Here is an 18441-nt window from a genome sequence, read left to right as displayed (position 1 = left end):
TGATTGGGATAATTTATTTAATAAACTTATCGAAAAAACGGTTGGTAGAATGACTGGAAAACAAGTTTATATATCCGTTCTTTTCGCTATTGCTACTTTTGGTGGCTATAGTTTCTATCAAGTATATATTGAAAATCAAACTGAGATAAGAAAATTTGAAATCGAACAGAAGACAAAGCAGCAAGAACGAGATGAACGTTTAGAAACGATTAGGATACTTAACGAAGCAAATCAACGTACTATCGATGTACTTGAGAAAGCTGTTAATGCAGAGCCTAATACTAAAAAAATTGAAAATGAGGCAAAAGAAGTTACAACTAAATTAATTAAAAGTGTTCGAAATGCAGATATGGTTGAATTGCAAAATACGGTAGAGTTTTCTGGCGAAGCTGCTAAAGAGATTACAACCTCATCTAAATCCTCTTGGGAGTCTAAAAGAATTGATGGTGAATATATTATACTTTATGTTGATTCAACTAATGTAGCCAAAAGAAAAATACGTCTTAAAAATTCTGAAACAGGTCAGACCTTAATTGCAACACTTGAAAATGATTCATTGGATCAAAAGATTTTAAATCTTATTAAAAATGCTGAGTGGGGCTATACAAAAGTTTATTTAAAAATGAGAACACTAACATTAAATGGAAAATATAAAGATTCAGTGATAGTTGGTGCTACTAATTCTAAAGAAATTTAAGTGGCTTCTCTTTAAATTTTTAAAACATGTATTTCTTTGGGTTAATGAGGTTTTCTATTTTTTAAAGTTAATAAAGACTGGGTAAAATTATAATATTTATCCCTGAAGTAATTGTTATAAAAATAATCAAAATATCATTTGATTATTTTTATAACTATATTTTTTTATTTTAAAGGGGGATTCCTCAACCCATCAATAAAATCAGACCAGTCCTGCATCATCTTAACCCGATAGTCTAAGTGCTGTGCATGGTTATAAGCCTGAGAAACGGCATTACCAACCCGATGTGCCAATTGAATTTCAATGGCATCATGCATATAGCCTTGCTCATGTAAGGTCGTAGATGCAAGTCCACGGAAGCCATGTCCAGTCATTTTACCGTTATAACCCATCGTACGAATTGCGCATAAAAGGGCATTACTGCTGATTGGCTTGGCTGTGCTGTAGTTATAGAAAACGTACTGTTTTATGCCCGTAATTGGTTGAATTCTTTCTAATATCTCTAAAGCCTGTGTTGATAAAGGCACTATATGAGGCATAGCCATTTTCATTTTGTGTGCTGGAATTCTCCATAAACGATTCTCATAATCAATCTCATTCCACTCCATCATTCTCAGCTCTGCTGTTCTAACAAAAGTCAGAGTCATGAGCTGTAAGGCGGATCGAATGATAAGATTGCCGTGGTAGCGATCCATACGTTCAAGAAAAGCAGGAAATTCAGAAATGTCCAGACGAGCCATATTTTTTACTTTGCGTGGCTTGAGTGCTTCGCCTAAGTGTGGGGTAGGATCGTTCTCAATGATGCCTTTACGAATCGCAAAGCGGAAGATACGCCCAGCTAAAGGAATTGAGCGTTTCGCCATTTCCAGTGCACCACGCTCTTCAATTTTTTTGGCGCAAGCGAGCACATCTTTACCCTTAATTTGGTCAATAGGCATATTACCTAGGACAGGGAAAAGGTCTTTTTCAAATACCGATAAATCACGTAAATAAGTTGTCTCTTTAATGGCTGCTTTACGGTCTTGCATCCATTCCATCGCAAGTGCTCTGAAAAGTGTGCTTTCATCTATCTGCAATTTTTTTTGTTTCTTCGCTTCGTTGGGATTAATTCCATCTTTTAACTTTAAGCGAGCTTCATCGCGGATTCTTCTTGCTTGAGCAAGTGTGGTGTCTGGATATGTACCAATACTGAAAATATTTTCTTTGCTCTGAAAGCGAAATTTCATACGCCAATGCATACCACCTGACGGTGTGACTTCCAGATACATACCTTTTTCATCAGAATATTTGGTCTTTTTTTCTAATGGTTTGATCTTTCTGACCTGAGCATCTGTAAGCATTGCAACGCTTCCCGTAGAAATTTGGGGGTATAAAAATAGGGGTAATTTATTATACCCCCATTTATACCCCCAACTATCTCAGGATTCAATAGGGTTAATTGGAAAACATAAGGCAATAAAAAAAGCCTAAATCCTTTAGATTTAAGCTTTTAAGACTCCATGAGATATCATGGAAAGTAAACTTGGCGGTGAGAGAGGGATTCGAACCCTCGATACGCGCAAACGTATACACACTTTCCAGGCGTGCTCCTTCAGCCACTCGGACACCTCACCAAGGTGTGCGATAGTAACGAAAAAAATGCACGCTGCCAAGTTGTAGTCGAACAGATTTGCAGAAAAACTTTTTGGCTAGTGATAATATTGCGCCATATAACGTTCTATTTTGAAGACGACATAATATGCAAAGTACTGCAAAAAAAGCCGCTTTGCCCGCGATGACGCTGGCAGCATTAGGGGTGGTATTTGGAGACATTGGAACCAGTCCCCTCTATGCGATACGGCAATGCTTTGTCACAGGACATGTTGATATCAGCGAAGGATCGATCTTAGGTATTCTTTCCCTGATCTTCTGGTGTATGAACCTGACCATCAGTTTTAAATATGTGTCGATGATCATGCGCGCAGACAACAACGGCGAAGGCGGGATCATGTCCTTGCTTGCACTGAACCTGCGCTCGACCGTTTTTAGCAACAAAAATAAAATCTTCCTGATTGCATTGGGTTTTATCGGTGCATCGCTATTCTTTGGTGACGGGATCATTACCCCTGCCATTTCTGTACTGTCAGCGATTGAAGGTCTGAGTCTGGTGACGCCTGCTTTAGATCGTTGGTTGGTGCCGATTGCTTTAGGCATCCTGACTGCACTGTTTATGGTACAACGGCATGGTACCGCCACCATGGGCAAATTCTTTGGGCCAATTACCTTATTATGGTTTGCGTCCATTGGTCTGATTGGGCTATGGAGCATCATTCAAACCCCATATGTGTTGATGATGATTAACCCTTATTGGGCATTCCATTTTGTCTTTGATCAACCAACAGTTGCCTTTATCACCATGGGCGCAGTGATTCTGACCATGACTGGTGGTGAAGCACTGTATGCCGATATGGGCCATTTTGGGCGCGTGCCGATTAAACTGGCCTGGTTCTGTGTGGTTCTTCCTTGCTTATTACTGAATTATGCAGGGCAAGGGGCATTGCTGTTACGTGATGCCAAAGCCATTGAAAACCCGTTCTATTTACTGGTTCCTGATTGGGCTTTATTCCCAATGATCGGTTTGGCAACAGCCGCAGCCGTGATTGCATCTCAAGCGGTGATTACGGGCGTATTCTCGATGGCAAACCAAGCTATTCAGTTACGTTATTTGCCGCGCCTAACCGTACACCACACTTCAGATGTGGAACAAGGTCAGATCTATCTGCCTTTCATCAACTGGGTGCTCTTCATCTCGGTGGTGATCCTGATTTTACTGTTTGAAAGCAGTGCGGAATTGGCCAGTGCTTATGGTGTAGCCGTGACCATGACCATGCTCTGCGGTACGATTTTGATCTCGACTTTGGCTTATGGGGTTTGGCGTTGGCCAGTATGGAAAGTGGCATTATTTGCGGTGCCGTTCCTTGCAATCGATTTAGTTTTCGTTGCTTCAACCTCATTAAAAATCCTGTCAGGCGGCTGGGTGCCAATCTTGATCGGTGTGGCCGTGTTTACCATCTTGATGACATGGAAACGTGGTCGTGAAATTGTCTACAACCGCATGGAAACCAATGCCTTACCGATTGAATTATTTATCCAGAGTATTGGGATGAGCAAAGAAACCCATTTTGTACCGGGTGAGGCGATTTTCCTGACGGGTACGCCAAACATTGTGCCGCATGCGATGTTGCATAACATCAAACACAATAAGGTGCTGCATGAGCGTAATGTGATGGTGACGGTCTATACTCAAGATATTCCGTATGTGACTGATGAAGATCGCCTGAAAGTTGAAAAACTGGATGAGCATTTTTATCGCATCTATGTGTATTATGGTTTTAAAGATCAGCCGAATATTCCAGTTGCTTTGGCGCAAGCCTATCAAGCAATGGATTTTGAGTTTGACATGATGCAAATGAGTTTCTTTATTTCGCGTGACCGTATCGTGCATACCGTGGGGGATGGCATGTCGCCGTGGCGTGAAAAACTGTTTATCTCGATGCAGCGTAATACCAGCCCGGTCAGTGACTTTTATCAGATTCCGACCAACCGTGTGGTGGAACTGGGTAGCCAGATTGAAATTTAAATAAAAACAGATCAAAAGGCACTTTCGGGTGCCTTTTTTATTGTCTGTTGCCTGAGTGTACAGATTTGCGACATAAAGTGTCGCTCTGGGCTGAAACTCAATGTACACAGGGCTTTTGAGTTGTTAAGCTGCGCGTTCATATTGATTTTGATGTAGTTATGGCAAAGAAACCAACCCGAAAGAGTAAAAGCCCATTTGCATTTTTGAGCCAACATGTTGGAAAGATGATGTTGGCATTGGTCGCAACAGGCAGTTTTGCGATCGCATTTGGCAGTGAAAAAATTTCGAAGTTGATGCCATTTCAATCTAGTAATAGCGCATGTTTAAAACAGTTTTATCGTGACGTTCCACCGTTATTGAGCAGAGACAGCCTGAAAAAAGACAGCTATGCACTGTGTTTTAATGATTTTAGTGTGATGTATTCTGGTCTTTCCAAAACACCATTATGGTCAGCAGAGTATCTGACCCCTGAACGTCTTAGTGTCAAAATTAAACGTGAAGACAATTTCCATGAAGAAACACGGGTGAAGCTGCAACATCGTGCTTTATTATCGGATTATCGTGGTTCGGGCTACGACCGTGGTCATATGGCACCGAATGGCGATATGAGTAATACCGCATCACAATATGACAGCTTTTCTTTAGCCAATATGGTGCCACAAGCACCGAAAAACAATCAGGAAGTCTGGCGCAAATTAGAAGAAGCGGTGCGTTCGATGGTGACCAAACAGCATAAAGATGCCTACGTCCTGACAGGTCCTGTATTTGAAGGCAAACGCCTGAAAACCATTGGTCAAGGGGTGATTGTCCCGACAGCGGTCTATAAAGCGGTATATTTACCCAAGCAGGGCATTATTGGTGCCTATTACGCGCCAAACAATAATTCTTTAAAGGTCGAAGTGGTCAGTGTTTGCTATCTCGAAGAAAAACTGGGCATCAACCTATTTCCACAACTGACTGAGCAGCAAAAGCGTAATGTGTACCAGCTGCCAGTATCTGCGCAGCAAGTGAAGCCGAACAAAGACATTAGCTATTTGCATTGGGATGGGCGAAGTCAATGTGCGGAAGAAGCCAAGACCGATGCCATTCAAGCGCAGCAGCGTGAATTTAGCTCACAGCCAACCGAGGCACCTGACAGTAAATTCCCGCAAATTGATGAAGAGACCAAACAAGCCTTGATCAACCAGCTGGTGAATGCCTTGGTGCAGTATTTTTTACAAATGTTGAGATAATGTAGAACATCTTGCAATGTCCGCGTGCTTGGCTCATGTTGTGGGATAGACAAGAACAATGAGAGAAAAACATGTTTAAACCGTTTGAACAGGGCGATGAGTCGTCTGCGATCTATGATCTGACCTTAGAAAATCAGGTCGATTGTGTCAGTCTCTATGGTAATTTGCAGATTACCAAAGATCAGGCCGGTCTAAAAACTGCGAAGGCACTGCAAAATTTTATCAATGATGTGGTTACTGCATTAGAGCAGCAAGATTTGCCTGAACAGATTGAACGTCAGCCTGAACAGGATATTGAAAATCCTTTTCTATAAATAAAAAAAAACAGCCGTTACAGGCTGTTTTTTTATGGGCTGTTTCGAGCTTAGTCTTTCTCGCTACTCACCACTTTATAGATCACCGCACCAATGATGGCACCGATAATTGGCGCAACCCAGAACAACCAAAGTTGACCGAGAGCAGCGGTTTCAGCAAAGAAAGCCACACCTGTACTACGCGCAGGGTTGACCGAGGTATTGGTCACAGGAATACTGATCAAATGGATCACCGTGAGCGTCAAACCAATCGCGATTGGGGCAAAGCCAGCAGGTGCATTTTTATGCGTAGATAATAAGATAATGATTAAGAATACCGCGGTCAGTACCACTTCAATCAGGAACGCAGATGCAATAGAGAAATGGTTTGGAGAGAGTTCGCCATAACCGTTGGTTGCAAAACCTCCTGTGCCTGCGAAGCCAGCTTGACCTTGTACAATAATGTACAGCACGAATGCTGCAAAAGTTGCACCAATGACTTGAGAAATAATATATGGAACCAAGTCTTTGGCATCTAAACGCCCACCGACCCATAAACCGACACTGACAGCTGGGTTAAAATGTGCTCCAGAAATATGACCGAATGCATAAGCACCGGTTAAAACAGTTAAACCAAACGCAAATGCAACACCTAAGAAACCAATCCCAAGTTCTGGAAATGCAGCTGCAAGTACAGCACTACCACAACCACCGAAAACAAGCCAAAAGGTTCCGAGAAACTCTGCTAAATATTTGTTCATTGTTATCACCACACCAATTCTAAAAAAATAAAAAAGCAAGCATCCAAAATTTATTATGGATATGTTTAACCCTTGTGAAAAAATTGTGAACTAATTCACATAGGTATATAGGCTCTTATATAAAACGTGCAATCAAATCGATCAGTTGCGAAACCGTTAGTTCTTAAGTTGTTTTATTAAGAATTGTAAGTTGTGTTGTTGTTTCGCCACTGTTGCGGGGTTTGTCCCGTCCAAATCTTGAAAGCACGTTGAAAAGCACTCTGTTCAGAATAACAGAGCAGTAGCGCAATTTCTTGCAAACTCAGATGAGGATCTTTCAAATATTCAGTCGCCAGCATAAAGCGTACTTGCTGTACCCGTTCCTGAAAGGTGCTGTGTTGTTGCTGTAAATGACGCTGTAACTGACGCACGGACAGGCCGAGTTTTTCAGCGATAAAATCGAGTTGATATTGGTTTTTTTGTAGTCCAGTCAAAATCGCATGTTGCAGGCGTTGATCCAGTTGGGTGGAATTCGGCAGCTTGTCCAGCAAGGCATGGGCTTGCTGTAAGAGCAGTTGTTGTAAGGTATGATCGCCTGTACGTAAGGGTTTAAACGCCTCACTGACTGGGATCAATAATTGGGTTTTCGGCTGTTCAAAACGAACTTTACAGTGGAAATATTGTTCATAGACGCTCATGTTTTTAGGCGCGGCATTCACAAAATGGACTTCATGTAGATGAATTCGGTCACCTGACATAAACAGTTTAAGAAACTGCACCATTAGTGCAATTGCAATTTCATCGGTCAATTGGGTCGGATGTGGTTCAGGTGCTTCCCAACGGATAGAGCCATAGGGATGACTAAACTCGACCACCAGCGGGCTGCCATCATAAATCAGGCGATGAAAATCATGATAACGCGCCAAAGCTTCACCGAGATTTTCACAGGACAGGGCCAGATAGGCAATGATCCCCAAATGTTTGGGTTGTACATATTCTGCGATTTCTAGGCCTAAACCAACTTTTGGATGGTGCTGATTCAGGTTTTCGAGCAGGTCACGCCAGATCACATAATCAAAGCGTTCCTGATTCTGAACCTGTTGTAATTGTTCAGGAATCGCAATGTTTTTTGCCTCGCAATAGGCTTTTAATAAATGCCCCAACCCCCCAAAAACAGAGCCAGTATAGTTCTTGAGTTGAGACATCCTGTCCACTCCTGATATTGTCGTGTTTTGTCAATATAAATATATCGTATCGTCAATACTTCGCCTACAAAAATTTATATCTTGAATAAAAATAAGGAAACATTGGGAGAAAACCATGATCAAGGGTTTTATTGCAGGTTTGGCAGTTGCCAATGCATTTGAATGGTTTGCACATAAATATATTTTGCACGGGGTACATCGCTCTGGGCAGCCACGTTATAGCCCTGTGCCAAAGAGCATGGAGTCGCATTGGGCGCATCATCGGGAAGTACGTAAACAGCAGTTTTCGGATGATTGCTATGTGGAAGGGGTCGAGCATTGGCGGACCCGTAATGAAATCATGTCATTGGCGGTGGTGGCAGGGGTAGCCAGTGTGGCGTTTTATCCTTTCTCGAAAGGCATGTCCTTGGCGGCGCTGTATAGTGCAGGCAATTATTATTATGTACATCGTCGTGCGCATCTGGAACCTGATTGGGCCAAACGCACCATTCCTTGGCATTATGATCATCATATGAACTCCAATCAGGATGCCAACTGGTGTGTAACCCGTCCATGGTTTGATTATGTGATGGGGACGCGTGTGGTATCTTCTGCAGATCTCAAAGAGGCCAATCCACTGGGTATCCCACTGCCAGCAGTGTTGTCTAAAGCACTGGCCCAAGCGGTGGAAGCCGTTTTTCCAGTAAAATGGGTAGAACAAAAGCCAAAATTGGTCGAGGCGCCGAGCGTGACAACACCGCCGACGGAAGCACAAGAATCAGTCGCCTGAATTTAAGGAGCAATAATCGAGGGAAGCCTTGTTTTTATTGACGCATCCTCATGGCAAAAAAGCTCATGTCGTAAATTGTCAATAAAATTGGTTTTTGATGTCAATATCTTTGTGCATTTTCTCGCTAATTTAGCTCAAGCATTTTAAGTGCTCAGAATTTGTTCAAATTGACCGTGTGATGTTTACCCTCTAGCGTTGTATAACGCAGTTTCCATACCTTGCTCAGCAAGGTATTTTTTTGTCTGCATCAAGCAATGTTCGAATAAAAAAACCTCTCCAGTGAGAGGCTTTTGATGGTTCATTTTATTAAAGACGCATTTCAATGCCTTGTGCAGCCAGATATTGTTTCGCTTCTGGAATGGTATGTTGACCAAAGTGGAAAATAGATGCTGCCAATACCGCATCTGCGCCACCTTTTAAGATGCCATCCGCCAAATGCTGTAAATTTCCGACACCGCCTGAGGCAATAGTTGGAATATTGACGCGATCGTTGATCTGACGCATTAAGGCAAGGTCATAGCCCGCTTTGGTACCATCGGCATCCATACTGGTAATCAGCAACTCACCTGCACCGAAGTCGGCCATTTTTACTGCCCATTCAATCGCATCGATGCCTGTTGGTTTACGACCACCGTGAGTAAAAATTTCCCACTTGTCTTCGCCCGTTTTTTTGGCATCAATCGCCACGACGATACATTGTGCACCAAAACGTTGTGAAGCTTCCTGCACAAACTCTGGGGTAAACACCGCTGCCGAGTTGATACTGACTTTATCGGCACCAGCATTGAGTAACAAACGGATATCTTCAACTTTACGGACACCACCACCGACGGTTAATGGCACGAAAACGCTTTCTGCCATACGTTCTACTGTGCGATATGTGGTGTCGCGTCCATGATGGGTAGCAGTAATATCTAAAAAGGTAATTTCATCGGCACCTTGTTCGTTATATCGACGCGCCACTTCGACAGGGTCGCCTGCGTCACGAATATCAAGGAATTGAACGCCTTTGACGACTCGACCATTATCAACATCTAAGCAAGGGATAATACGTTTTGCGAGCATAAAATTTTCCAAAAAATCGCCAATAAAGAAAGGGGTGCTACACCTTCATGGAGGGAACAGGTATTCTATCAAACTTCACAGCTATTTTTTGCAGGTTTTCCATGTCGGTTTATACCCCGTTGAGTTTAGAAGAAGTTCAAGCCTTTGCTGAGCCTTATGGTTTAGCGGTGATTGACCTGATTCCAATCCAAGGCGGTATTCAAAACACCAATTATTTTTTGGTGGATCAATCACAGAAACACTATGTTTTAACGGTTTTTGAAGAATTAGATGCTGCAGGTGCAGGTGAACTGGTACCTGTACTGGATTGTTTGGGTCAGGCAGGTGTGCCTGTGGCGGTGCCGTTAAAGCATAGTGCTCAGGCCATTCATACTATTGCCGATAAGCCTGCGCAAATTGCGCCACGCTTGATGGGTGAGCATCCTGAAGATGCCAGCCTTGTTCAAATTCAGGCGATTGCACAGGCGCAGGCAAAATTGCATTTGGCTTTGCAGGACTTTCCTTTAGAACGTGATTTTAATCGTAATCACCAGTACTGGTCAGAGGTTGCAACCCAGCTCAAGCCGCAAATGAATGCGCAAGATCAGGCGCTATTGGCACAGGTGTTCCAGCAGTTTGCACAGATCACGCAACAGCATCCTGATCGTCCGACGGGTTTTATTCATTCGGATCTATTTCGGGATAACACGCTGTTTGAAGGCGATCAATTGCAAGGTATTCTTGATTTTTATGAATTAAATCAGGATGAATGGTTGTTTGATATTGCGATCAGTATCAATGACTTCTGTACGGCCTATCCGCAAGCCCATTTAGATCAAGCCAAGGCAGATGCTTTTCTCTCGGCTTATCAACGCATTCGTCAGCTCACCGCTGATGAGCTGGCTTGTTTAAACATTTTCTTGGCGATGGCGGCGTGCCGTTTCTGGAGCATGCGTTTACAAGTGGCACAGAAAAATGCCGAGCAGGGCCGTACTGGCGATGACATTTTGCAAAAAGATCCGCTGCAAATGCGTATGATGTTGCAAGACCGTTTACAACGAATCACAGTTTAGGAAACAGAGATGCGAGATCAAGGTCGCTTAGTTGAATGGTTTGATGACAAAGGTTATGGTTTTATTCAACCGAATGATGCGCATAAAGACCGTGTTTTTATTCATATTAAAGACTTTGCTCGTACGGGGCCACGACCGCTTGTGGGCTGTGCTGTGGAGTATGTGGTTATTCTGGACGAGCGTGGTCGTTATCGTGCTCAGCAGGCGACTTATCTTAAAGCATCGCAAGTGTTCGAACATAAAGCCAAAGCTGTAAAGCCAACGGCTTCTAAACCTTGGTCAGCGATGCAGATTGCGATAGTGATTTATATCGTCTTTATGGTGATTGCGAGCTTTAGCAAATTACTGCCGCCGTATACCTTATTGTTTGTCAGCTTGATGAATGTATTGAGTTATTGGTTGTATGCCCAAGACAAAGAGGCGGCACAATTGGGCAATCGGCGTATTCCTGAACAAACTTTGCATATCGTGGATTCTTTGGGAGGATGGTGTGGGGGTTGGCTTGCGCAGCAAAAACTGAGACATAAAACACAAAAACAACCGTTTGGTAAGATTTATTTCTGTACCATAGTCTTCCATATATTGTTGATATGTTGGCTAATTTCTCCGCTCAATGTGTTCTATTGACGGAGTTTGGAGATAAATAAAAATGAATTATTCCGTTGATCAAGATCCAAACCGTACGTTAACGTTAGTGTTGTATGTGCTTTATATCATTGCGATTTTTACCGGTGGTCTATTGGCGATCATTGCCTTGATCATCAACTATGTCAAACGCAGTGACGTACAAGGTTCAATTTTTGAAAGTCACTTTACTTGGCAAATCCGCACCTTCTGGTGGTATTTGGCTTGGAATATCATTGCCTTTATTCCGTTCTCGTTCCTGTTCTTGACAGGGGACAATGAGACTGCCTTTGCTGGTGTGGCGATTTCTGCAACCACTTTCGCCTTTGCCGTGATTTTTGGGGCATGGGTATGGATTGTGTATCGTGCCATCCGTGGCTTGATTGCCTTAAATGACAATAAACCGATGTATCAAGACTAACATCGATCAGCACTCGCTTGGGGCAGTAAAGCACTAAGCGAGTTCTGGATGATTGACGGCTTTCGTTGTTGAAAGAGAGCGATAGCCTGCCCCACGGTGTGGTTCTGTCAGTAGCGGACCTTGACCAAACAGTTTCTCACGTAGTGTTCCTGCAGCATACTCAGTTGCATAGACACCGCGTTGTTGCAACTCAGGCACCAAATATTCCACCACATCTTCAAAGCTTTGATGCGCCAAAATATAGGCCAAGTTAAAGCCATCAATATCGGTTTCTTCCGCCCATGCTTGCAGTTGATCGGCCACAGTTGCAGCCGAGCCGACCAGTATCGGACCATTGCCACCGATACTAATAAATTTGGCGATCTCTTCAATGGTCCAAACTCGATTGGGGTCGGCTTTGACATAAGAATCGAGCATCGATTGAATCGCATCGGTATGAATATATTCAACTTTGTCTTCGGCATGGAATTGCGAAAAATCGACACCCGACCAGCCCGAGGCTAAAGTGAGTCCACCGTGATAACTGGCATAGCTCTGATAGTCTTTAAATTTTGCTTGGGCCTTGGCATCGCTTTCATCCACCACAATCGACAGCATGGTGTAGATCAAAACCGAATGGGGATCTTTGCCTTGTTCAACTAGGTTGGAGCGAATGCCTTGTACCAGTTTTTTCACGGCAGCTTTAGTGGGGGCAGAAATAAACACACATTCGGCATTTTGACTGGCAAATAACTGGCCGCGACTAGAGGCACCTGCTTGATAGAGTACAGGGGTGCGTTGCGGTGACGGTTCGCAAATATGAATGCCGGGAACGCTAAAATACTGACCTTGATGATTGATCGGATGGACTTTACGATGGTCTGCAAAAATACCGCGCTCTTTATCACGCAACACCGCATCTTGTTCCCAAGAGCCTTCCCAAAGCTTATAGAGAACCTCTAAATATTCATCGGCGATGTCATAACGTTGATCATGGCTGACTTGGGTTTTAAGCCCTAAGTTTTTTGAACCACTTTCAAGGTAGGAAGTGACAATATTCCAGCCGATACGACCTTTGGTCAGATGATCCAAGGTACTCATGCGCCGTGCAAAAGGATATGGGTGTTCAAAAGAAATCGAGGTGGTGAGGCCGAAGCCCAAATGTTGGGTCACGGCTGCCATAGCAGGCACGATTTGCAAAGGATCATTGACCGGAACTTGCACAGCACCTGTGAGCGCATGTTCAGCGGATTGATGGTAAACATCATAAATGCCTAAAACATCTGCTATAAACACACCATCAAACTTGCCACGCTCTAAGATTTTGGCCAAATCGGTCCAATACTCAAGATCTTTATATTCAGTTGAGCGATCCAAAGGGTGACGCCACAATCCAGGTGATTGATGTGCAATACAGTTCATTTCAAAGGCATTAAATCTAATTTTCTTGGTCATTGGTCTTTACTAAATTAAATCTTTTTATTGATGTTAATTAAAAAAGATCGAATTGATTAATCATAAAAAAATCAATGTTTATCATGAATATTTTGGATTGCATGCCGATCTTTTATTTTTGTGGTTATTTCCAATTAAATTCAAAAGGTTGTTTTTGTATAAAAGTGAGGGCGCTCTGGTGGAGGGGAGTTCTATAAATGTTATTTATCTATTGATTTTAAATGAATATTTTTAAAAATAAGTGGCAGATGAAGGTTATTTAAAATAAAAAGATTTGTTTCTAAATTTAACTTATAAATAGGCAATAAAAATAGTGCTAGTTTATTTTTATAACTGAAAAATGAGTATTTATAATGACCTCAAAAATAGAAATAAAACTGGAAGATGCACAGAGTATTCCACAAGATTTTTACTTGAATAATACGCCAGCACATGTGATTGCTTCTGATCAAGAAGCGATTGCTGTGGCGCATCGGGTAGCGGCTGCTTTTGCCAAAGATGCGGCAAAGCGTGACCATGAACGCAAGCTGCCCTTGCAAGAAATCCAGCAATATTCAGCCTCTGGTCTGTGGGGCATCAATATTCCGAAACAGTTCGGGGGTGCAGGGGTGAGTTATAAAACTCTTGCTGAGGTGGTGACCATTATTTCCAGTGCAGATTCATCTTTAGGGCAAATTGCCCAAAATCATTGGGCCTTCTTAGAACATATCCGTTTGGATGCCTCACTAGAACAGCAGCAATTCTTCTTTACACAAGTGCTGCAAGGTAAGCGCTTAGGCAATGCATTTTCTGAGAAAAACTCGAAAACCGTGGCAGATCTGACCACCAAAATCGAATTTCATGATAATTATGCGGTGATTAATGGTCAGAAATTCTTTGCCACGGGGGCTTTATTGGCCCACTGGATTCCTGTGGTTGCGGTCAGTGATGATGGCAAAGTATTTGCTGCACTGGTGCCGCAACATACGTCTGGATTGACCATCGTGAATGACTGGAGCAGTTTTGGTCAGCGCACCACCGCCAGTGGCAGCGTGCAGCTGGATCAGGTGCGAGTCGATTTAAAATATGTGGTGCCGATTTATCAGGCTTTTGAACGCCCCACCGCAGCAGGTGCCATTTCGCAAATTATTCAATCTGCTGTGGATGCGGGGATTGCACGCGGGGCCATTGAAGAAACCATTCGCTATGTGCGCGAGCATGCCCGCCCTTGGATTGACTCAGGTGTGGAACATGCCAGCCAAGACCCTTATACCATTAGCAATATCGGTGAATTGAAAATTAAACTGCGTGCAGCAGAGGCGGTTTTAGCCTTGGCAGGCGAAGCCATTGATCGTGCTTTAGCAGATCCGACTGAAGACACTGTAGCCGAAGCGACCTTACTGACGGCTGAATCGAAAGTGCTGACCACTGAAATTGCATTGTTGGCGGCCAATAAATTATTTGAGCTGTCTGGTACCCGTTCCACCTTATCGGAGTTGAATCTGGATCGGCATTGGCGTAATGCACGAACCCATACCCTACATGATCCCGTACGTTGGAAGTTTAATCTGGTGGGGAATTATTATTTAAATGGTGTGGCGCTGCCACGTCACGCCTGGAGCTAAGAGGGCAATATTATGACAAGTCAAAGTAATCAAAATCTTGCCTTGGGTGCACATTATGAACAGGTGGCGGCGAAGTTCCGTCCGATTTTTCAGCGCATTGCAGCAGGTGCTTTAGCACGGGAAAAAAACCGAACATTGCCCTATGAACCGATTCAATGGTTAAAACAGGCAGGCTTTGGTGCGGTACGAGTGCCAGTTGCTTTTGGTGGTGATGGGGTTTCGCAAAAGCAACTGTTCCAGTTATTAATTGAACTAGCTCAGGCCGACTCCAATGTAGTGCAGGCCTTACGCGGTCATTTTGCCTTTGTCGAAGACCGTTTAAATGCTCAGAAAACTGAAGCTCAGACTTTATGGTTTGAGCGCTTTGTCCGTGGTGAAATCGTGGGGAATGCATGGACCGAAATTGGTCAAGTCGAAATCGGGGATGTGGCGACTCGTGTCACGGCAGCGCAAGATGGCATGCTCCGTATCAATGGTCAGAAGTATTATTCTACAGGTACGATTTTTGCGGATTGGATTGATCTGTTCGCTTTGGATGAAACCACTCATCAGCATGTGATTGCTGCAGTCTCTACTCAAGCTGAAGGCATTGATGTTGTGGATGATTGGGATGGCTTTGGGCAAAAAACTACGGGCAGCGGTACACTGAGCTTAAACAATGTAGAGATTGCTCGAGATCATATTCTGGTGTTTGAAAACCGCTTTAAATACCAAACTGCCTTTTATCAAGTGGTTCATCTAGCCACTCTGGCGGGTATTGCGCAAAGTGCAGTACAGAACTTTAAGCAGGAAGTGCGTCAACGAACCCGAATCTATAGTCATGGCAATGCCAGTTTGGTCCGTGACGATGCTCAAATCCTGCAAGTGATTGGTAAAGCTTCTGCACAGGCTTATGCGGCGCAAACTATTGCACTTAACACTGCGGAAGCCTTAGATGCAGCATATTTACAGCATTTTCAGAATGATCAACAGCTGGAGTTAGCGGCCAATGAGCATGCTGAATTAGTATCGGCGCAAGGTCAGGTGGTGATTGCGGAATTGGTACTCAATTTGAGCACTGAGCTGTTTAATGCCTTGGGGGCATCGGCCAGTAGCACCGACAAGCAATTAGACCGTTTTTGGCGCAATGCGCGTGTGATCGCTTCACACAATCCATTGGTGTATAAACAGAAAGTGATTGGAGACTGGGAAGTGAATCAGGCACCTTTGCCTTATGTCTGGCAGATTGGCAATAGTCCTGTTGCGGCGAATCAAAAACAAGTCCCGGTTTAGTGATCAGCGCACAGTAGTGGTATTGAATGAAAACTATTGTGCGTTTTCCGATATTTATTTATTTATTTTCTGGCAGTTGTTGCTTCGCAAAGAATTTAAATTTTAATTCGCTGACGAATACGCCCAGTACCACCAACAATCCTCCAAATAAGGCCAATAAGGGTAAACGTTCCCCCGCAATACGCCCGATGACACCTGCCCAAACCGGTTCACCCGCATAAATAATCGCAGCACGGGTTGGATCGACCATACGCTGTGCCCAGTTCATCACAAACTGAATTAACGCACTGGCTAAGCCTAATGCCACGGCAATAATCAGCAATTCCCATGAAAAATCAGGGATACGGTGTTCACCTACCAAAGGCATACTGGCAAATGAAAGCAATGAGGCCACGGCCAACTGAATCACCGTGACCCGTCTTAGATTGACTTTCCCCGCGAAATAACCAATCAGGATAATTTCGAGTGCAATCACAAAAGCACAAATCAGTGTCAGTACTTGACCATAACTAAAGTTAATACTGGAAAAGCCATTACCTGTTAACAAGATTAAACCGGTAAAGGCCAGTGCCGTGCCGACCCAAGTCATCATAGACGGCATCTTTTGGAAGATCACCCACATTAAAATGGGCACTAAGGGCACGTACAGCGCAGTGAGAAAGGCGGATTCGCTACTCAGAATGCTTTGTAGGCCAATGGTTTGAGTGCCATAGCCAATCGCAATTACAATCCCGATGGCGGTACCTGCCAAGCTCTCTTTTAGGGTTAGGCCACGCATGGATTTAATCGAGATTAGAAAGATTGCCAAAGCCGCGACTGCAAAACGACAGCCGACAAAAAACATCGGACTACTAAAATTCAGGGCATATTGGACGGCTAAAAAAGTGCCACCCCAAATCATGGTAATCAAAATAAGTGCGAGTTGTGCGGCTTTAGGAGATTGAGATAAAGCGGTCAATGTAGCCATCCTTGTGAGTAAAGTGCAATATACTGCACATATTGCATTGCTTATTGGTTTTGTGCAATATATTGCGCATGTTTTTTATTTTCTCTGTGGGAATGAATGAGTCATTCAGAGACCGTATTGCAATATGTTGGGCAGAATATTCGTCTTTTTCGTACGGAACGTCAGCTCAGCCAGCAAGATTTAGCAGATCGAGCGGGTGTGAGTCGCCGTACCATAGCCGCTCTGGAAACCGGTCAAGTCAATATTAGTCTGGCTAAGCTTGATGCAATTGCGATTGCATTAGCCGTCGACTTTAAAAAGTTGGTCAGCCCATCTGAGCTGAGTGAATCTGCCGTTGTTAACACCTTGGCTTGGCAAGGTCAACAAGCTGAAAGCCATGCCACACTTTTGGCAGCGGTGCCGACTCGAACACAGGCTGAATTATGGACATGGTCGCTGGCTGTGGGTGAGGTCTATCAGGCTGAGCCAGATCAAAAAGGTTGGCAGGAGTTGATTTATGTGGTGGAGGGAGAGTTGACGATTTCGTTTGAACATGAAAATCGTGTGCTTCAGGCTGGCGAGTCGACTTTATTTGAGAGCTCTATTCAGTATTGTTATGCCAACCGTTCGAAACAGCCTTTAAAATTTATTCGCAATGTACTGTATTAAGGCAAAGAAGTTACCCGTGTAGGTAACTTCATAGACCAAACTGCTTAGAGGCGGTCTTCATCCAGCAATAATTGTGCTTCACGTAGGTTCAATGTGCCTTCATAGATAGCACGACCAGTAATGGCACCTAAAATACCTTTTTTGCCTTTTAAATGACGTACATCATCTAGATTGGTGACGCCGCCAGAAGCAATCACAGGCAGACCTGAATAGTTGGCCAGGTTCACGGTTTGTTCCACGTTCACACCTTGCATCATGCCGTCACGTGCAATATCGGTATACACGATGCTGGAGACACCTGCATCTGCAAAACGTTTGGCAAGGTCAGTGGCTTTTACATCAGTAACATTGGCCCAACCATCGGTTGCCACCATGCCATTGATGGCATCAATACCAACAATGATATGGCCTGCGAAGCGTTTACATGCTTCTTCAACAAACTCAGGCTCTTTCACCGCCTTGGTTCCGATAATCACGAAAGAAACGCCTGCTTCCAAATAGTGTTCGATGGTTTCAAGCGAACGGATACCACCCCCAATCTGAATTGGAAGTTCAGGTTGTGCACGTGCAATTGCTTCGACCACGGGTTTGTGAATTGGCGTACCTGCGAAAGCACCATTTAAATCGACTAAATGTAAACGACGTGCGCCTTCATCCACCCAATGCTGTGCAGTTGCTACAGGGTCTTCAGAGAAAACGGTATCGTCCTCCATACGTCCTTGCTTCAAACGGACACATTTACCATCTTTCAGGTCAATTGCTGGGATGATTAGCATGCTTTCGCTCCTTGCATCATCAT

Annotated in this window: 18 protein-coding genes and 1 tRNA gene; 11 read left to right on the top strand and 8 right to left on the bottom strand. The window is 43.7% G+C overall.

All coding sequences use genetic code 11. From position 1 onward, the window contains the following. Window positions 1-697, top strand: a 697-nt coding sequence (locus Aba26S_RS21150; protein ID WP_043972452.1) for a hypothetical protein, incomplete at its 5' end; no start/stop codon positions are given. Between the two features lie 164 nt (window positions 698-861). On the opposite strand, the gene Aba26S_RS12755 is transcribed toward Aba26S_RS21150, so the two are convergent. Both Aba26S_RS12755 and Aba26S_RS12750 read right to left on the bottom strand, forming a co-directional pair. Continuing rightward, the gene (locus Aba26S_RS12755; protein WP_043972449.1) at window positions 862-2037 is read right to left on the bottom strand and encodes an integrase arm-type DNA-binding domain-containing protein; all 1176 of its coding nucleotides are present in this window, start codon (window positions 2035-2037) and stop codon (window positions 862-864) included. A 183-nt stretch (window positions 2038-2220) separates the two neighbouring features. Then, a tRNA-Ser gene (locus tag Aba26S_RS12750) sits at window positions 2221-2310 on the bottom strand. A 125-nt stretch (window positions 2311-2435) separates the two neighbouring features. Here Aba26S_RS12750 and Aba26S_RS12745 point away from each other — a divergent pair. The 3 genes from Aba26S_RS12745 (at window position 2436) to Aba26S_RS12735 (ending at window position 5862) form a co-directional block, all read left to right on the top strand. Continuing rightward, window positions 2436-4316 carry a potassium transporter Kup gene (locus tag Aba26S_RS12745; RefSeq protein WP_005238242.1) on the top strand — a complete coding sequence of 627 codons (1881 nt, stop codon included), beginning with the start codon at window positions 2436-2438 and terminating at the stop codon, window positions 4314-4316. Window positions 4317-4474: 158 nt separating this feature from the next. Continuing rightward, entirely contained in the window at window positions 4475-5548 is a 1074-nt protein-coding gene (locus Aba26S_RS12740; RefSeq protein WP_010589714.1) for a DNA/RNA non-specific endonuclease, read from the top strand. Window positions 5549-5619: 71 nt separating this feature from the next. Next, a complete protein-coding gene (locus Aba26S_RS12735; protein ID WP_016651382.1) occupies window positions 5620-5862 on the top strand; it encodes a hypothetical protein in 243 nt (80 codons plus the stop codon). 50 nt (window positions 5863-5912) lie between these two features. On the opposite strand, the gene aqpZ is transcribed toward Aba26S_RS12735, so the two are convergent. Together aqpZ and Aba26S_RS12725 are read right to left on the bottom strand one after the other, a co-directional pair. Next, the gene (aqpZ, locus tag Aba26S_RS12730) at window positions 5913-6602 is read right to left on the bottom strand and encodes an aquaporin Z (protein WP_005238248.1); all 690 of its coding nucleotides are present in this window, start codon (window positions 6600-6602) and stop codon (window positions 5913-5915) included. A 176-nt stretch (window positions 6603-6778) separates the two neighbouring features. Further along, the gene (locus Aba26S_RS12725) at window positions 6779-7786 is read right to left on the bottom strand and encodes an AraC family transcriptional regulator (protein ID WP_043972447.1); all 1008 of its coding nucleotides are present in this window, start codon (window positions 7784-7786) and stop codon (window positions 6779-6781) included. 115 nt (window positions 7787-7901) lie between these two features. Between Aba26S_RS12725 and Aba26S_RS12720 the strand changes: the two genes are divergently transcribed. Then, a complete protein-coding gene (locus tag Aba26S_RS12720; protein ID WP_043972445.1) occupies window positions 7902-8555 on the top strand; it encodes a sterol desaturase family protein in 654 nt (217 codons plus the stop codon). A 306-nt stretch (window positions 8556-8861) separates the two neighbouring features. Here Aba26S_RS12720 and hisF read toward each other — a convergent pair whose 3' ends face one another. Then, window positions 8862-9620, bottom strand: coding sequence for an imidazole glycerol phosphate synthase subunit HisF (gene hisF / locus Aba26S_RS12715; RefSeq protein ID WP_005238260.1), 759 nt, complete (start codon window positions 9618-9620; stop codon window positions 8862-8864). A gap of 101 nt (window positions 9621-9721) precedes the next feature. Between hisF and Aba26S_RS12710 the strand changes: the two genes are divergently transcribed. From Aba26S_RS12710 to Aba26S_RS12700, 3 genes are read left to right on the top strand one after another with little or no spacing between them, the layout of a single operon-like run. Beyond that, a complete protein-coding gene (locus tag Aba26S_RS12710) occupies window positions 9722-10672 on the top strand; it encodes a homoserine kinase (protein ID WP_043972443.1) in 951 nt (316 codons plus the stop codon). 9 nt (window positions 10673-10681) lie between these two features. Next, window positions 10682-11299, top strand: coding sequence for a DUF1294 domain-containing protein (locus Aba26S_RS12705; protein ID WP_005238263.1), 618 nt, complete (start codon window positions 10682-10684; stop codon window positions 11297-11299). A 22-nt stretch (window positions 11300-11321) separates the two neighbouring features. Beyond that, on the top strand, window positions 11322-11717 hold the full coding sequence (locus tag Aba26S_RS12700; RefSeq protein ID WP_005238265.1) for a hypothetical protein: 396 nt from the start codon (window positions 11322-11324) through the stop codon (window positions 11715-11717). 33 nt (window positions 11718-11750) lie between these two features. Here Aba26S_RS12700 and Aba26S_RS12695 read toward each other — a convergent pair whose 3' ends face one another. Then, window positions 11751-13151: an LLM class flavin-dependent oxidoreductase gene (locus Aba26S_RS12695; RefSeq protein ID WP_043972441.1), complete on the bottom strand. Its 1401-nt coding sequence runs from the start codon at window positions 13149-13151 to the stop codon at window positions 11751-11753. A gap of 353 nt (window positions 13152-13504) precedes the next feature. Here Aba26S_RS12695 and Aba26S_RS12690 point away from each other — a divergent pair, with 353 nt between their 5' ends. Continuing rightward, window positions 13505-14755 (top strand): SfnB family sulfur acquisition oxidoreductase, encoded by a 1251-nt coding sequence (locus Aba26S_RS12690; protein ID WP_043972438.1) that lies wholly within the window; start codon window positions 13505-13507, stop codon window positions 14753-14755. Window positions 14756-14767: 12 nt separating this feature from the next. Next, window positions 14768-16027, top strand: coding sequence for a monooxygenase (locus tag Aba26S_RS12685; RefSeq protein ID WP_043972435.1), 1260 nt, complete (start codon window positions 14768-14770; stop codon window positions 16025-16027). A gap of 58 nt (window positions 16028-16085) precedes the next feature. On the opposite strand, the gene Aba26S_RS12680 is transcribed toward Aba26S_RS12685, so the two are convergent. After that, window positions 16086-16994, bottom strand: a complete 909-nt coding sequence (locus tag Aba26S_RS12680) for a DMT family transporter (protein WP_005238272.1) — start codon at window positions 16992-16994, stop codon at window positions 16086-16088. A gap of 96 nt (window positions 16995-17090) precedes the next feature. Between Aba26S_RS12680 and Aba26S_RS12675 the strand changes: the two genes are divergently transcribed. Next, window positions 17091-17642, top strand: a complete 552-nt coding sequence (locus Aba26S_RS12675) for a helix-turn-helix domain-containing protein (RefSeq protein WP_043972433.1) — start codon at window positions 17091-17093, stop codon at window positions 17640-17642. Between the two features lie 44 nt (window positions 17643-17686). Here Aba26S_RS12675 and hisA read toward each other — a convergent pair whose 3' ends face one another. Continuing rightward, entirely contained in the window at window positions 17687-18418 is a 732-nt protein-coding gene (hisA, locus tag Aba26S_RS12670; RefSeq protein ID WP_005238277.1) for a 1-(5-phosphoribosyl)-5-[(5-phosphoribosylamino)methylideneamino]imidazole-4-carboxamide isomerase, read from the bottom strand. Between the last annotated feature and the right edge of the window lie 23 nt (window positions 18419-18441).

The organism is Acinetobacter sp. NBRC 110496 (genome assembly GCF_000876115.1).
Taxonomy (GTDB): Bacteria; Pseudomonadota; Gammaproteobacteria; order Pseudomonadales; family Moraxellaceae; genus Acinetobacter.
This window is presented reverse-complemented; position numbering and strand designations above follow the sequence as displayed.

Excerpts from the sequence above, each read along its gene's own strand:
- Aba26S_RS12710 (WP_043972443.1), top strand. The coding sequence starts at position 9,722 with ATGTCGGTTTATACCCCGTTGAGTTTAGAAGAAGTTCAAGCCTTTGCT.
- Aba26S_RS12680 (WP_005238272.1), bottom strand. The coding sequence starts at position 16,994 with ATGGCTACATTGACCGCTTTATCTCAATCTCCTAAAGCCGCACAACTC.
- Aba26S_RS12690 (WP_043972438.1), top strand. The coding sequence starts at position 13,505 with ATGACCTCAAAAATAGAAATAAAACTGGAAGATGCACAGAGTATTCCA.
- Aba26S_RS12745 (WP_005238242.1), top strand. The coding sequence starts at position 2,436 with ATGCAAAGTACTGCAAAAAAAGCCGCTTTGCCCGCGATGACGCTGGCA.
- Aba26S_RS12755 (WP_043972449.1), bottom strand. The coding sequence starts at position 2,037 with ATGCTTACAGATGCTCAGGTCAGAAAGATCAAACCATTAGAAAAAAAG.
- hisA (WP_005238277.1), bottom strand. The coding sequence starts at position 18,418 with ATGCTAATCATCCCAGCAATTGACCTGAAAGATGGTAAATGTGTCCGT.
- Aba26S_RS12720 (WP_043972445.1), top strand. The coding sequence starts at position 7,902 with ATGATCAAGGGTTTTATTGCAGGTTTGGCAGTTGCCAATGCATTTGAA.
- aqpZ (WP_005238248.1), bottom strand. The coding sequence starts at position 6,602 with ATGAACAAATATTTAGCAGAGTTTCTCGGAACCTTTTGGCTTGTTTTC.
- Aba26S_RS12700 (WP_005238265.1), top strand. The coding sequence starts at position 11,322 with ATGAATTATTCCGTTGATCAAGATCCAAACCGTACGTTAACGTTAGTG.
- Aba26S_RS12705 (WP_005238263.1), top strand. The coding sequence starts at position 10,682 with ATGCGAGATCAAGGTCGCTTAGTTGAATGGTTTGATGACAAAGGTTAT.
- Aba26S_RS12725 (WP_043972447.1), bottom strand. The coding sequence starts at position 7,786 with ATGTCTCAACTCAAGAACTATACTGGCTCTGTTTTTGGGGGGTTGGGG.
- Aba26S_RS12695 (WP_043972441.1), bottom strand. The coding sequence starts at position 13,151 with ATGACCAAGAAAATTAGATTTAATGCCTTTGAAATGAACTGTATTGCA.
- hisF (WP_005238260.1), bottom strand. The coding sequence starts at position 9,620 with ATGCTCGCAAAACGTATTATCCCTTGCTTAGATGTTGATAATGGTCGA.
- Aba26S_RS12685 (WP_043972435.1), top strand. The coding sequence starts at position 14,768 with ATGACAAGTCAAAGTAATCAAAATCTTGCCTTGGGTGCACATTATGAA.
- Aba26S_RS12735 (WP_016651382.1), top strand. The coding sequence starts at position 5,620 with ATGTTTAAACCGTTTGAACAGGGCGATGAGTCGTCTGCGATCTATGAT.
- Aba26S_RS12740 (WP_010589714.1), top strand. The coding sequence starts at position 4,475 with ATGGCAAAGAAACCAACCCGAAAGAGTAAAAGCCCATTTGCATTTTTG.
- Aba26S_RS12675 (WP_043972433.1), top strand. The coding sequence starts at position 17,091 with ATGAGTCATTCAGAGACCGTATTGCAATATGTTGGGCAGAATATTCGT.